14 protein-coding genes are annotated in these 13,355 nt (G+C 63.4%); 6 read left to right on the forward strand and 8 right to left on the reverse strand.

Going from position 1 to position 13,355, the window contains the following annotated elements; translation table 11 throughout:
• Positions 1–139 precede the first annotated feature (139 nt).
• The 4 genes from NVV93_RS03325 to NVV93_RS03340 all read right to left on the reverse strand — a co-directional run bounded on the left by NVV93_RS03325 (position 140) and on the right by NVV93_RS03340 (position 5,100).
• Positions 140–1,531 (reverse strand): aldehyde dehydrogenase family protein, encoded by a 1,392-nt coding sequence (locus NVV93_RS03325; protein ID WP_258253045.1) that lies wholly within the window; start codon positions 1,529–1,531, stop codon positions 140–142.
• Between the two features lie 188 nt (positions 1,532–1,719).
• Complete coding sequence (locus NVV93_RS03330) at positions 1,720–3,087, reverse strand: glutamine synthetase family protein (protein WP_258253046.1); 1,368 nt, start codon at positions 3,085–3,087, stop codon at positions 1,720–1,722.
• Between the two features lie 148 nt (positions 3,088–3,235).
• On the reverse strand, positions 3,236–4,720 hold the full coding sequence (locus NVV93_RS03335; protein WP_258253047.1) for an amino acid permease: 1,485 nt from the start codon (positions 4,718–4,720) through the stop codon (positions 3,236–3,238).
• Positions 4,717–5,100: a hypothetical protein gene (locus NVV93_RS03340; protein WP_258253048.1), complete on the reverse strand. Its 384-nt coding sequence runs from the start codon at positions 5,098–5,100 to the stop codon at positions 4,717–4,719. The genes NVV93_RS03335 and NVV93_RS03340 overlap by 4 nt, the downstream gene beginning before the upstream one ends.
• Positions 5,101–5,432: 332 nt before the next feature.
• Between NVV93_RS03340 and mpl the strand changes: the two genes are divergently transcribed.
• The 3 genes from mpl to NVV93_RS03355 all read left to right on the forward strand — a co-directional run bounded on the left by mpl (position 5,433) and on the right by NVV93_RS03355 (position 7,943).
• Positions 5,433–6,782, forward strand: coding sequence for a UDP-N-acetylmuramate:L-alanyl-gamma-D-glutamyl-meso-diaminopimelate ligase (gene mpl, locus NVV93_RS03345; protein WP_258253049.1), 1,350 nt, complete (start codon positions 5,433–5,435; stop codon positions 6,780–6,782).
• A 143-nt stretch (positions 6,783–6,925) separates the two neighbouring features.
• The gene (gene ubiX / locus NVV93_RS03350) at positions 6,926–7,558 is read left to right on the forward strand and encodes a flavin prenyltransferase UbiX (protein ID WP_258253050.1); all 633 of its coding nucleotides are present in this window, start codon (positions 6,926–6,928) and stop codon (positions 7,556–7,558) included.
• Positions 7,559–7,679: 121 nt separating this feature from the next.
• Positions 7,680–7,943, forward strand: a complete 264-nt coding sequence (locus tag NVV93_RS03355) for a YceK/YidQ family lipoprotein (RefSeq protein ID WP_258254274.1) — start codon at positions 7,680–7,682, stop codon at positions 7,941–7,943.
• 55 nt (positions 7,944–7,998) lie between these two features.
• Here the strand turns inward: NVV93_RS03355 and NVV93_RS03360 are convergent, their stop codons facing one another.
• The 4 genes from NVV93_RS03360 to NVV93_RS03375 all read right to left on the reverse strand — a co-directional run bounded on the left by NVV93_RS03360 (position 7,999) and on the right by NVV93_RS03375 (position 11,369).
• Positions 7,999–8,301: a DUF5629 family protein gene (locus tag NVV93_RS03360; protein WP_258253051.1), complete on the reverse strand. Its 303-nt coding sequence runs from the start codon at positions 8,299–8,301 to the stop codon at positions 7,999–8,001.
• A 39-nt stretch (positions 8,302–8,340) separates the two neighbouring features.
• The gene (locus NVV93_RS03365) at positions 8,341–8,982 is read right to left on the reverse strand and encodes an oxidoreductase (protein ID WP_258253052.1); all 642 of its coding nucleotides are present in this window, start codon (positions 8,980–8,982) and stop codon (positions 8,341–8,343) included.
• A 113-nt stretch (positions 8,983–9,095) separates the two neighbouring features.
• Entirely contained in the window at positions 9,096–10,811 is a 1,716-nt protein-coding gene (locus NVV93_RS03370) for a C13 family peptidase (RefSeq protein WP_258253053.1), read from the reverse strand.
• A gap of 102 nt (positions 10,812–10,913) precedes the next feature.
• Positions 10,914–11,369, reverse strand: coding sequence for a MaoC family dehydratase (locus tag NVV93_RS03375; RefSeq protein ID WP_258253054.1), 456 nt, complete (start codon positions 11,367–11,369; stop codon positions 10,914–10,916).
• A 211-nt stretch (positions 11,370–11,580) separates the two neighbouring features.
• On the opposite strand from NVV93_RS03375, the gene NVV93_RS03380 reads away from it, so the two are divergent.
• The 3 genes from NVV93_RS03380 to NVV93_RS03390 all read left to right on the forward strand — a co-directional run bounded on the left by NVV93_RS03380 (position 11,581) and on the right by NVV93_RS03390 (position 13,336).
• Complete coding sequence (locus tag NVV93_RS03380; protein ID WP_258253055.1) at positions 11,581–11,943, forward strand: CidA/LrgA family protein; 363 nt, start codon at positions 11,581–11,583, stop codon at positions 11,941–11,943.
• Positions 11,940–12,656 carry an LrgB family protein gene (locus NVV93_RS03385; RefSeq protein ID WP_258253056.1) on the forward strand — a complete coding sequence of 239 codons (717 nt, stop codon included), beginning with the start codon at positions 11,940–11,942 and terminating at the stop codon, positions 12,654–12,656. Before NVV93_RS03380 ends, NVV93_RS03385 begins: the two co-directional genes overlap by 4 nt.
• Before the next feature lie 89 nt (positions 12,657–12,745).
• The gene (locus NVV93_RS03390; RefSeq protein ID WP_258254275.1) at positions 12,746–13,336 is read left to right on the forward strand and encodes an LON peptidase substrate-binding domain-containing protein; all 591 of its coding nucleotides are present in this window, start codon (positions 12,746–12,748) and stop codon (positions 13,334–13,336) included.
• The last annotated feature ends 19 nt before the right edge of the window (positions 13,337–13,355 follow it).

Raw genomic sequence — 13,355 nt, forward strand, 5'->3', positions numbered from 1 at the left:
CGATGCTGGGCCTCGCGTATGGAATCTCCCCTCTCCCATTTATGGGAGAGGGGCCGGGGGAGAGGGGTTCCGGTGCTGACCCTCTCCCCAACCTTCTCCCGTAAACGGGAGAGGGGGCAAAAGCAGTACGATCGCCACCCTACAACTCATGGCGCAGATGAAACGACTTCGGCCGGGTCAGGGTTTCGTAGCCGACCTTCGACAAACTGGCGCCACGGCCGGTGTTTTTCACCCCGGTCCAGGCCAGCGCCGGGTCGAGGTAATCGCAACGGTTCATGAACAACGTGCCGGTGGCGATGGCATCGCCAATTCGCTCGGCGGCGGCGATGTCGCGGGTCCAGATCGAGGCGGTCAGGCCGAAGGGACTGTCGTTCATCAACGCAATGGCTTCCTCCTCGCTGGCCACCGGCATGATGCCGACCACCGGGCCGAAACTTTCCTCGCGCATCACCGCCATGCGGTGGTCGACGTCGACCAATACCTGCGGTGCCAGATAGGCGCTGCCCGGCGCATCGGTGGCAAAGCTGCTGGGGTCGATCAGTGCGGTCGCGCCTTGGGCCAGCGCCGCGTTGATTTGCCCGCGGACGAAGTCGGCCGCCGCCGGTTTGACCAGCGGGCCGAGCGTGGTTGCCGCATCCAGCGGATTGCCGAGCACATAGTCACGGGTCAGCGCGACGAAGCGTTCGACGAAGGCCGGATACAGTGCCTGGTCGACATAGATGCGCTCGATGCCGCAGCAGCTTTGCCCGGAGTTGAAGAAGCTGCCGTCGACCAGATTTTCCACCGCATGGCCGAGGTCGGCGTCGGCGCGTACGTAGGCTGGGTCCTTGCCGCCCAGCTCCAGGCCGAGACCGATAAAATGCCCGGCAGCTGCGGCTTCCATGGCCTTGCCGCCGGCCACCGAACCGGTGAAATTGACTTGTTGGACGTGCCCCGAGGCAATCAGCGCGGCGGTTTGCGGGTGGTCGAGGACCAGGTTGTGGAACAGCCCGGCGGGCAGCTGGGCTTGGCGGAAGGCCTCGGCCAGACGTTCGCCGACCAGCAGGGTCTGGCTGGCATGTTTGAGCAGCACGGCGTTGCCGGCCATCAGCGCCGGGATGATCGCATTCACGGCGGTCAGATAGGGATAGTTCCATGGCGCGATGACCAGCACCGTGCCCAGCGGTTCGCGGCGGATGTAGCGGCGAAAGCCGGCCTGCGGCTCGGGTTCGATATCCGCCAGGGCCTGCGGGGCGATGGCGATCATGTGCCGCGCGCGTTCCTCGAAGCCGCGCAATTCGCCGGCGCCATAGCGCACCGGGCGACCCATCTGCCAGGCCAGTTCCGGCACGATTTCGGCGCTCATTGCCAACAGCGCGTCGACCGCGGCGCTGCAATACACCGCGCGCTCCCCCAGCGGCCGCAAGCGCCAGGCGCGCTGGGCTTGTTCGGCGTCGTGCACGGCCTGTTCCAGCACGGCGGCGCTGGTGTATGGCCGCTCGGCATAGAGGCTGCCGTCGATTGGCGAGATCAGGCGAATGCTATCGCTCATGGGCAGTCTTCCCTCCAGATTGCATAGTCCTTGGGTAGGGCGGTATTGGCGCTACGGCGGGTTGCACCCGCTCTACGTTGTCTTGCAGTTCGTAGGTTGGTGCTGAGCGTAGCGATGCCCAACAATTCGGCCGTTGGGCATCGCTACGCTCAGCACCAACCTACGCGCCAACCTACGGCGCAAGCCGTTCAATAGCGCTCAAAGCCCCGGCGTAACTCCCAGTCGGTGATGCGCCGGTCGTATTCCGATTGCTCCCAGTTGGCGGTGTGCAGGTAATGGGCGATCACTTCGTCACCGAAGGCCTGTTTGAGCATTTTCGAGCTCTTCAGCGCGGCGACGCTGTCGCGCAGGGTCTTGGCCACTTCGGGCAAGCGGGTGTTAGAGTAAGCGTCACCTTCAAAAGGTTTGCTCAGCTCCAGCTGTTCGTCGATCCCGGCCAGACCGGCGGCGATCAGCGCGGCATAGGCCAGATAAGGGTTGAGGTCGGCGCCGCCGATCCGGCATTCGATGCGAATCGCCTTGCTGGCCTCGCCACACAGGCGAAAGCCGGCGGTGCGGTTGTCGCGGCTCCACACCGCGCGGGTCGGCGCGAAGGTGCCGGCCTGGAAACGCTTGTAGGAATTGATGTACGGCGCCAGGAAGTAGGTGATGTCGCGCGCGTACTTGAGTTGCCCGGCGACCCACTGACGCATCAGCGTGGACATGCCGTAATCGGCCTTGGGATCGAGGAACAGCGGCTTGTCATTCTTCAGTCCCCACAACGAAGCATGGATATGGCTGCTGGAGCCGGCCAAGTCGTAACGCCACTTGGCCATGAAGGTGATCGACTTGCCTTGCTGTTGGGCGATTTCCTTGCAGGCGTGTTTGATGATGCTGTGACGGTCGGCCATGGCCAACGCGTCGGCGTAGCGCACATTGATCTCTTCCTGCCCCGGACCCCATTCGCCCTTGGAGTTTTCCACCGGAATGCCCGCCGCCTGCAGATGCTTGCGGATCGCGCGCATCACCGGCTCTTCGCGGATGGTCTGCAGGATGCTGTAGTCCTCGATGTTGTAGTTGATGGTCTTAGGGTTCTGGTAATTGCGCTGATAGATCGCCTCGTAGCTTTCGTCGAACAGGTAGAACTCCAGCTCGGAGGCGAACATGCCCTTGTAGCCACGCTCTTCGAGACGGGCGATCTGCCGCTTGAGGATGCCGCGCGGACTGTGCGGCAGGTCTTCGCCGTGGTGGTCCTGGACATCGCAGAGCACCAGTGCCGCGCCTTCCAGCCAGGGCACCACGCGCAGGGTAGACAGGTCGGGCTTGAAGACGAAGTCGCCGTAGCCTTTTTTCCAGCTCGCCGCGGCATACCCCGGCACCGGCTCCATGTCGATGTCGTCGGCCAGCAGGTAGTCGCAGCCGTGGGTTTCCTCGTGGGCGCTGTCGAGGAAGAACTCGACCTGGAAGCGCTTGCCGATCAGGCGACCTTGCATGTCGACCATGCAGGCCAGCACCGTGTCGATCTTGCCTTGCTCGGCCATGTGGCGCAGGCCGGCGAGGGTGAGGGGAGCAGTCATCCTTATCTCCTTGACAGGGATTTGCCGCGCGTCGGCCAGGCGGCGTTGGAACTCGGGCTCAGGCTGCTCATTCACACCCAGTGAACTTTGCGCCTTCGCCCGATCCCGCCTTGCCTGGCTCTCGATCGCTAAATCCCGGATTGAGCAGTCAGTGCGCCAGCTTCTTCTCGCGTTCGTGCCTGGCGAATTCCTCTTCCGGCGAGAGAATCAGGTGATGCCGGCCGAAGATCGCGAAGTAGAGGATGCCGACCGCGAAGAACGCCGCCACCCAGAGCACGCCGAGGGTGTAGGCCGGGTCGCCGGTGAGCTGGTAGTACAGGGTTACCGCGGCGATCAGCATGGTCACCACGGCGCCTGGAATGCCCAGCGGGCTGCGATACGGACGCTCGATGTTAGGCAGGTTCTTGCGCAGCAGGATGAACGACAGCGCCTGCATGAAGTAGGAGAACATCGCGCCGAACACCGCCATGTTCAGCAGCGTGCCGCCGATCACCGCGCCGCCCTTTTCCTCACCGAAGATGAACCACAGCGCCATCATCACGATCAGCGCCAGGATGCTGCCGGCGAGCATCGCCACATGCGGGGTCTTGCGCTGGCCGTGGGTGATCGACAGCCACGGCAGGAAGTAGCCGGCGCGGCTCAGCGAGTAAATCTGCCGGCCCATGGCGAAGATGATGGTGTGGAAGCTGGCGACCAGGCCGACCACCGCGACCAGGGCCAGCAGCTTGGCGATGTTCTCGCCGTAGATGGCCTTGAAGCCGTCCAGCAGCGGCTCGCCCGAGGCGCCCAGGGCGAAGGAGCCGACCCCGCTGGTGGCCGGGTTCAGCCAGAGGATCATGAACGCCGAGATGATCAGGGTGAACATGCCGAGGAGGATGCCCTTGGGCATGTCGCGCTTGGGATCGACCGATTCCTCGGCGGCCAGCGGCAGCTGCTCGATGGCCAGGAACAGCCACACCGCGAACGGCAGGCAGGCCAGCACGCCGAGCCAGCCGTTGGGCAGGAATGGGCCGTTGCCATTGGGTAGTTCCATTTTGTCCGGGCCGACGTTCATCGCCCAGCGATTGAAGTCGATATGCGGCAGCGCGCTGACCCAGAACACGATCAGGCAGCCCAAGGCGAGCAGGGTGACCACCAGGGTCACCTTGAACGACAGCTCGACGCCGATCACGTTGAGCCAGATGAACACCGCGTAGAAGCCCAGCCACCAGAGCGGCTGGTACTCGCTGGGCGTGCCGAAGATGCTGCCCATGTAGCTGCCGATAAAGAACACGATCACCGCCGGGGTGAGCACGTATTCGACGTTTTCCGACAAGCCGGTGACGAAGCCGCCCCACGGGCCCATGGCGCTGCGGGCGAAGGAGTAGGCGGCGCCGGTGTGCGGCAGCGCCGGCGACATCTCGGCCAGCGAGAAAGTCAGGCCGAGGTACATGATGGTGATGACGATGGCGGCGATGAACATGCTGCCCCAGCCGTTGGCCAGGCCCAGATTCCAGCCGGAGAAGTGCCCGGAGATCACTGCGCCTACCCCCAGCGCCCAGAGTGACCAGACGCCGGCGTAGCGGCGCAGGCCGCGTTTTTGGAAATAGCTTTGATCGACCGTGGTGTAACTGACTCCTGACGTCTCTTTCATGATCTTCTCCGCTCGTTTGTCGTTCTGGATAAGTCCTTACTGTCGATGGATAAAGCGCGAAGCGTAGTCAGCGCGCGGTACTGCTCTACAACCTGGCGGCGGGCTGTTTGGCACATGGAGGGTGAATGGGCACGGATGGGCAGAAAGAAACGGGCGGGAGTGGGGGTGCGTAGCGGGTTATCGCGCTTGCAGTGCAAACGAACCGCCACGTCCTGGCGGGCGCCAGGTCGTTCGCCGGTTTCAGCGCGGCTAGAGAAGAACTTGCCGTCGCTGCTCGCTGTCTCTGGTGATGCCAAAGAACGACTCCTTGGATCGTTAAGCTGAGATGACAGACAAACATCCTGCAAAAACACGTTCAGCATGGACAGCGATAACCACATGCCTCCCGCTCCTTGGGATGATGGAACCTTAGTCCAAAAAGCTGTCAATGGCCTGCAGGGCGTCTGGTGGCTCTGTAGGAGCGAATTCATTCGCGATCAGCGATAGGACGGCGACGCGGATCGCGAATGAATTCGCTCCTACGGGGTGGAACGTGGGCTCTTGTAGGAGTGGTGGCTGTTGTAGGAGCGGATTTATCCGCGATCCGCGGTGGGCCGGGTTGCTCTGAGTTCGCGGCTATCCAACGCGACCGCAGGGGCTAGGGGCGCGGCCTGCTGTGCTAACCTGCGGCGAGATTTTTCCGGGCTGACGCAGCCCGTTTTCGAGGTCATTCATGCACATTCATATTCTCGGCATTTGCGGCACGTTCATGGGTTCGCTGGCGGTGCTGGCCAAGGAACTGGGGCATCAGGTCACTGGTTCCGACGCCAATGTCTACCCGCCCATGAGCACGCAACTGGAAGCCCAGGGCATCGTCCTGACTCAAGGCTACGATCCGGCGCAACTCGATCCGGCGCCGGATCTGGTGGTCATCGGCAATGCCCTGTCGCGCGGCAATCCGGCCGTGGAATACGTACTCAACAAAGGCCTGCCCTACGTCAGCGGTCCGCAATGGTTGGCCGATCATGTCCTGCAAGGTCGCTGGGTGCTGGCCGTGGCCGGCACCCATGGCAAGACCACCACCAGCAGCATGCTGGCCTGGGTGCTGGAGCACGCCGGCATGAGCCCGGGCTTCCTGATCGGCGGAGTGCCGCAGAATTTCGCCGTGTCGGCACGCCTGGGTGATACGCCATTCTTCGTGGTCGAGGCGGACGAATACGACAGCGCCTTCTTCGACAAGCGTTCGAAGTTCGTGCATTACCGCCCGCGCACCGCGATTCTGAACAACCTTGAGTTCGATCATGCGGACATCTTTCCCGATCTCGCCGCCATCGAGCGACAGTTCCACCATTTGGTGCGGACCATTCCGAGTGAGGGGCTGATCATTCATCCGACCAGCGAAACCGCTCTCGGACGGGTCATCGGCATGGGCTGCTGGACGCCGGTGCAAACCACCGGGGCCGGCGGACAGTGGCAGGCGCGCTTGCTGGCCGACGATGGCTCGCGGTTCGAAGTGCTGTTCGACGGTGCGGTGCAAGGCACGGTGGACTGGGACCTGACCGGCCAACACAACGTCGCCAATGCCCTGGCCTGTCTGGCCGCGGCGCGGCATGTCGGCGTGCTGCCGGCCCAGGGCGCCGAGGCATTGTCGGCATTCAAGAGCGTCAAGCGGCGCATGGAGAAGGTCGCCGAAGTAAACGGCATCACCATCTTCGACGATTTCGCCCACCATCCGACGGCCATCGCCACCACCCTCGACGGCCTGCGCAAGCGCATCGGCGACGCCCCGCTGATCGCCATCATCGAGCCGCGCTCCAACTCGATGAAGCTCGGCGCGCACCGCGACGGTTTGCCGGAATCGGTGACCCAGGCCGATCAGGTGATCTGGTATTCGCCGGCCAACCTTGGCTGGGACCTGGCCGCGACGGCGGGAGCCTGTCCGGTGCCGGCGGTGGTCTGTGACTCGCTGGAGGCGATCATCGAGCGGGTCAAGGGCCAGGCGCGTCCGGGCACTCAGGTGGTGATCATGAGCAACGGCGGCTTCGGCGGCCTGCACGGCAAGCTGGCGGAGGCGCTGGCGTAACTAAACGAATCTGCGTAGGAGCGGATTTGTCCGCGAGCGTTGCCAGACCTTTCGCGAATGAATTCGCCCCTACGGTCTGCGCGTCGAGCGACTCTCAACATGGTGGCCAAACGTCGTATGCCGAATAAACCAGGAGCTACTCCATGAGCGGTCCCGAACGCATCACCCTGGCGATGACCGGCGCCTCCGGCGCGCAGTACGGTTTGCGTCTGCTCGATTGCCTGATTCAGGAAGACCGCGAGGTGCACTTCCTGATTTCCAAGGCCGCGCAGTTGGTCATGGCCACTGAAACCGACGTCTCGCTGCCCAGCAAACCGCAGGCGATTCAGGCTTTTCTGAGCGAATACACTGGCGCGGCGCCCGGGCAGATTCATGTGTATGGCAAGGAGGACTGGATGGCGCCGGCGGCATCCGGCTCCGGTGCGCCGAGTGCCATGGTGGTGGTGCCGTGCTCCACCGGCACGCTGTCGGCGATTGCCACAGGGGCCTGCAACAACCTGATCGAGCGCGCCGCCGATGTGGTCCTCAAAGAGCGTCGCCAGCTGATTCTGGTGCCGCGCGAGGCGCCGTATTCGAGCATCCATCTGGAAAACATGCTCAAACTGTCCAACCTCGGCGCGGTGATCGTGCCCGCTTCGCCGGGATTTTATCATCAGCCGCAGACCATCGACGACCTGATCGATTTCGTCGTCGCGCGCATCCTCAATCTGCTCGATATCCCGCAGGACATGCTGCCGCGCTGGGGCGAGCATCATCAGGTCAGCGGTGATGAGTGAGGATCTCGACCGGTTTGCCGGTCGTCTGCTCTCCCGGACTCTCTCCTCGGCTCGGCAGCGAGGCACCTTCCACTCCCTCTCCCATAAATGGGCGAGGGAAGCGTTGGGTGCCGCGTTGCTGATGGGTGTTCTGCTGCTCCCCGGCTGCGCCACGGTGCGCACCCTGGATGCCGCCAAGCCGGGCGCGCCGTTGGTATATGCCGGTACGCGATTGGATTGGTACAGCCTGAATGGCGGTTGTTGCCCGCTTGATCGTTTCGGCGCCGAGGCGCCGAAATATGCCGCGCTCGACCTGCCGGCCAGCGCGCTGCTGGACACGCTGCTATTGCCGTTTTCATTGGCTGCAGTGCTCGGCGTCAGCCTCGGAGTAACCGGCGGCTACTGAGCGGTCGATCTGATCGGGCAGGCTCGCGGCGCTTGCTACAAGAAAGCTAGCCGGCTCAAACCTCGCCGTCGTCTTCCACTTCGCCGCTGTCATCGGCCAGGGTGTTCAGGCATTTCAGGCGGTGACTGGCTTCGCCGATGCTCAGCAGCCAACTGTCGCTGGCGGCTTCATGGCGCGCGGTCTGCACGTCGGCGGCGCTGAAACGCCAGACCTTGCGGCTGCTGCCGTCCATGACTTCGATGCTGAGCAGTTGTTCGGGGTTATCGCGCTGCAACTCGAAATGCCAGGCGTACAGCCCGTCGATCTCCAGCATGTCGGTAGAGGCGAGCGCTTCGAGGAGGGTGGCGTGCTGGGACATGGGTAACTCGCAAGGGAATCGAGGAAAAGAGCGCTCAGTTTAGCGCCCCAGCTTGCGCAACTCATCCGACTCCACCACCCGCACACCGTCTTGTTCTTCGAGTGCCAGGCGCCACAGCGCGCGCGCCAGCGTGCAGGCCTGGATACCGCGATATTTGCCGGGAATCAGGCGGGCTAAAGGCGCGGCGAGCTTTTCGCCAATACGTTGTTCCGCGCGCTCGCCGAGCAGTAGCGACGGTCGGGCGATGGTCAGCTGCGGCCAACTCTGCGCCTTCAGCGATTCCTCCAATTCGCCCTTGATCCGGTTGTAGAACACGGTCGAGCGTGGGTCGGCGCCGAGCGCACTGATCACCAGGAAATGCCGTGCGCCCAACTCGCGAGCGCGCAGGGCAAAGGCCACGACCAGATCATGATCGATAGCGCGAAACGCCTCCTGCGAGCCGGCCTGTTTGATGGTGGTACCCAGGCAGCAGAACGCGATGTCGATCGGTCCACTGAGCTCGGCGAACAGGCCCGGCATTTCGCCTTGCGGATTGTCCAGGTGCGGGTGTTTAGCCACCGGGCGGCGACTCGGCGCTAGCACGCGGTGCACGGTCGGCTCGTTAAGTAGCCGGTCGAGCAAATGCTCGCCAGTCAGGCCGGTCGCTCCGGCAAGCAAAATGCGTTGTGGCGTCAGGTACATGGCTACGTCTCGCTGCCGTTACACCCCAAGTTTAGAAGCTAAGCCTCGGGGTTGTCGCCCAGGATTGGGCGGTCGTTCGCAAAGTTGTTTCACCAGCGTCGCCGTCGGTGCTTTCAGGGCGCGGCTGGGTCGGCACTCAACGCGCTCATCGCCTTGCGTGCCTGGGTTTCGCGCAGCTGCTGCCAGTGCTTGAGCACGGCCGGCGGCGCCCATATCTGTGGTTCGGAAGGCTCGAAATCGTCGGCCTTTTCGCGCTCGGCCACGTGTTTTTTGGCGCTGTCGAATGCGTGCTCGAGGTCGTCGGTTTCATTCAGCGCATCGGCGAACAAGGCGCGGCCAAAATAGGTGAAATCGTTTTCTTCCGAGCAGCCGAAGGATACCCGGTCGGCGCGCGCAGCGGTCATCACCAGGGTTTTTTCGTCTTTCAGCGGCGGGATGAAACCGCCGGAGAAGCAGGCAGAGATCACCACCACCTTGTAGCGGCTCTTCAGCGGTTCGAGCAGCGCCGCCAGTTCGTCGGCCGCCAGGTCGGCAAGCTGCAGGCGTGGCTGGTCGAGACTCAGTTCGTGCTCGCGCGAGCCGTGGCTGGTCAGGTAGATGAAAATAAGATCTTCCGGGCCGCTACGCTCGGCCAGCGCACGGATGGCGCGGGTCAGATTTTCGCGGGTGGCTAGCGGACGGTCGTTGAAATGATCGCGGTGGTTGGCCAGGCTGATCTGCCCGTGGGCGCCAAAACGATTGTGTAGCAACTGGCTGACGTAATCGGCCTCGCGCATGAACACGCTTTGCGTGCCGTCGCCGGCGAGCGTCAGGCTGTACAGCTCGACCGCCGGAGTGGAGGCGGGAATCGCCGCGACGGCCTGGTCGAGGAGCTTGCCTTGCTGCAGCAGGCCGACTTCCAGCGGATCGCTGAGCAGCCGGCCGCGCTCGTCGCGAACCCGTTGGCCGGCCAGCCAGCTGCCACTTTGCACGCTGCCGTCGGGCTGGGTCAGGCTGCCGGCGCCGTGGTAGTTGCCATGGGCGAAGTGACCCTGGAAGGCGCTGCCATCGGTCAACTGCAAACGACCTTCGCCGTGGTAGCGCCACTCGCGGAAATCGCCCTCGTAATGCACGCCGTCGGCGCCGCGGAACTCGCCCTTGCCGTTCAGCGCGCCATCCTTGAACTGGCCGAGCCAGGAGTCGCCGTTGGCGGCCAGATAACGGCCGCGACCATTGAACTGATCGTCGGCGAAGTGACCGCTGTACGAGTCGCCATCGCTGTTTTGATAGCTGCCCTGGCCATTCAGTTGGCCGCCGCTGAAGGTGCCGCTGAAGCGGCTGCCATCGCTGTCGGTGCGCACGCCGACGCCAGCCGGCTCGCCTGCGACGAACTGGCCCTCGAAACTGCTGCCGTCGTCCAGTTCGAGCTTGCCAAGACCAGCGTACTGATCGTCTTTGAATTCGCCGTGATAGCGCACGCTGCCCTGGACCAGCGTGCCTTCGCCGTCCATTTGCGCCTGTTTGAAGTCGCCCTCGTAGCGCGTGCCGTTGCGGTAGGTCAGCATGCCCTGGCCGGCGAACAGGCCGAGATGGAAATCGCCCACGTAGCGCTCGCCATTAGGGCCCTGCCATTGGCCGGGGCCTTCCAGCTGGCCGTCTTTGAACTGGCCCTCGTACCAACTGCCGTTGGCGTAGTCGAGGCGGCCTTTGCCTTGCAGCAAGCCATCGATCACCTCGCCGCGGTAGCGACCGCCGTCGGGCAACACCGCATTGGGTGGCAACAACGATTCGCTGTCACCGCAGGCGGCAAGCAGCAGGGCGAGACAGACAGGCGTGAGCAAACGGCGCATGGCAGAGACATCCCAGTCGAGACATGCCGGCAGTATGCCGCAAGCATCGGCCGGAAATACAACGGTGCGCTCGCGGCACCCCGTTGGCTGTACCGGGTTCTCTCAGACGAAGCAGAGCGCCAGGCTCTCAGCAATATAGGCGGGTTTCGCCTGGCCTTCGATTTCCAGGGTGCAGCGCGATTTGATCAGCCACTGGCCAGGGTTTTTCTCGGTGATATCGAGCACCGTGACGCCCAGGCGCACGCGCGAGCCGACACGCACCGGTTGGATGAAACGCACGCTGTCGAGGCCGTAGTTGACGCCCATCTTCATGCCTTGCGGGGCGACGAACAGGCCTTCGCTGAGCTTCGGAATCAGCGACAACGACAGGAAGCCATGGGCGATGGTGCCGCCGAACGGTGTCTGCTTGGCTTTCTCCTCATCGACGTGGATGAACTGGTGATCGCCAGTGCATTCGGCGAACTGATTGACGCGCTCCTGATCGATGGTCAGCCACTCGGAATGGCCGAGATCCTTGCCGATGTAACTCTTGATTTCTGCAATGGGTACGACGGGCATGTTGCCTCCTACGAGCGATATTGTTGTTCGATTAAAGCGACTCGCTAAACAGATCACCATGGGCCAAACGTTCGGTCAACCAAGCATCGCTATGGCGAATGGCGAGACATAGCGGGGTGCACGACATGCTTATAATGGCCGCGTGGCGAGGTAGCTTGCCGCTGTCGGTGGCTGCCATCGCGGCGCCGATCGTTCGATTCGGAGATTTCCCATGCTGTTACGCGGCCTGACCTGGCTGGTGCTGTTTCAACTGCTCGGCACACTGATCAACGTCCTGATTCTGCCCATCCTGCCGGGGCCAATCATCGGCTTGGTGCTGCTGCTAGCCGTGTTGATTTTTTCCGGCGAAGTCAGCGAGCCCCTGGAGGTTGCTTCGCGCACCCTGCTGCGCTACTTGCCGCTGCTGCTGGTGCCGGCCGCGGTGGGTGTGATGGCGTATGCGCAGGCGATCGCCGCCGATTTCTGGGCGGTGGTGTTGTCGCTGGTGTTGTCGCTGATGCTGGCGCTGGTGTTCGTTGGCTGGCTGATGCAAAAACTCATCGATCGCCAGGTGCGTCGCCGGGGTGAGTCATGAGTGTCGACTGGCACGGTGCCTGGCTGGCGCTGATTCATCACCCGCTGTTCGGCGTGGGCATCACCCTGGCCGCTTACCAACTGGCGCTGGCCGGTTATGAGAAGACCCGTTGGGTGTTCCTGCAGCCGGTGCTGGTCTCGATGCTGCTGGTGATCGGCATCCTGCTCGCCTGCGGCATCGACTACAGCGAATACCGCGACCGTACCGTAGTGCTTTCGCTGTTCCTCGGCCCTGCCACGGTCGCGCTGGCGGTCCCGCTGTTTCTCAATCTCAAGCGGATTCGCCTGCTGCTCTGGCCGACCCTGTTGACCTTGCTGATCGGCGGTCTGGTCGCCACCGTTCTCGGCGTGCTGCTGGCCTGGCTGCTGGGCGCCGACCGGCAGATGATCATGAGCATGGCGCCCAAGTCGGTGACCTCGCCGATCGCCATGCTGGTGGCCAGCCAGATTGGCGGCATTGCCGCCTTGGCTGCGGTGTTCGTGCTGCTCACCGGTGTCGCCGGCGCGGTCTGCGGGCCGACCTTGCTGCGCCTGATCGGCGTGCGTCATCCGGCGGCACAAGGGCTGGCGCTGGGGATTACCGCCCATGCAGTCGGCACGGCGCGCGCCATGGAAGAGGGCGAGGAGTGCGGCGGCTTCGCGGCTCTGGGCATGAGCCTGATGGGCGTGGCTACGGCGGTATTGCTGCCGCTGGCGGTCGCCTTGATCGTCTGAGTCGGCGATTTATGTTGGCTGGCCTGCGCTGGCTAGGCTTTTCCAGCGACTGGTAAGCTTGAGTCGAACATTCAGGACGAGGATCGATGATGACCCTGCCGCTGTTTCCCTTGAACACCGTGCTGTTTCCCGGTTGCGTGCTCGATCTGCAGATTTTCGAAGCCCGCTATCTGGATATGCTCGGCCGCTGCATGAAGCAAGGCAGCGGTTTTGGTGTCGTCGGCCTGATCGAAGGGCAGGAAGTCGGTGAGGCTCCCGGGCGTTTTGCCGAAGTCGGCTGCGAAGCACTGATTCGCGATTGGCAGCAACGCCCCAACGGCCTGCTCGGCATCCGCGTCGAAGGTGGCCGGCGCTTCCGGGTGCGCAGCGCCGAGGTGCTGCGCGATCAACTGACCGTGGCTGAAGTCGACTGGTTGAGCGAGCCCGAGCATCAACCGCTGCTCGCCGAGCAGGCCGATTTGGCAGCCTTGCTGGCCGCCCTGGTCGAGCATCCGATGGTCGCCGAGCTGGGCATGGGCGGGCTGGTCGACAGTCAACAGGAACTCGCCAACCAACTGGCCTACCTGCTGCCGTTCTCTCTCGAACAGAAGCTGCAACTCCTGCAAGTCGATGCGGCGCAGCAACAGCTGGCGCAAATCCAGCGCCTGCTCGAGCAGCTGCAAGGCGAAAGGATCGCCTGATGGAATGGCTGCGCGGCCT

Source organism: Pseudomonas sp. LS44, from assembly GCF_024730785.1.
Classification (GTDB): domain Bacteria; phylum Pseudomonadota; class Gammaproteobacteria; order Pseudomonadales; family Pseudomonadaceae; genus Aquipseudomonas.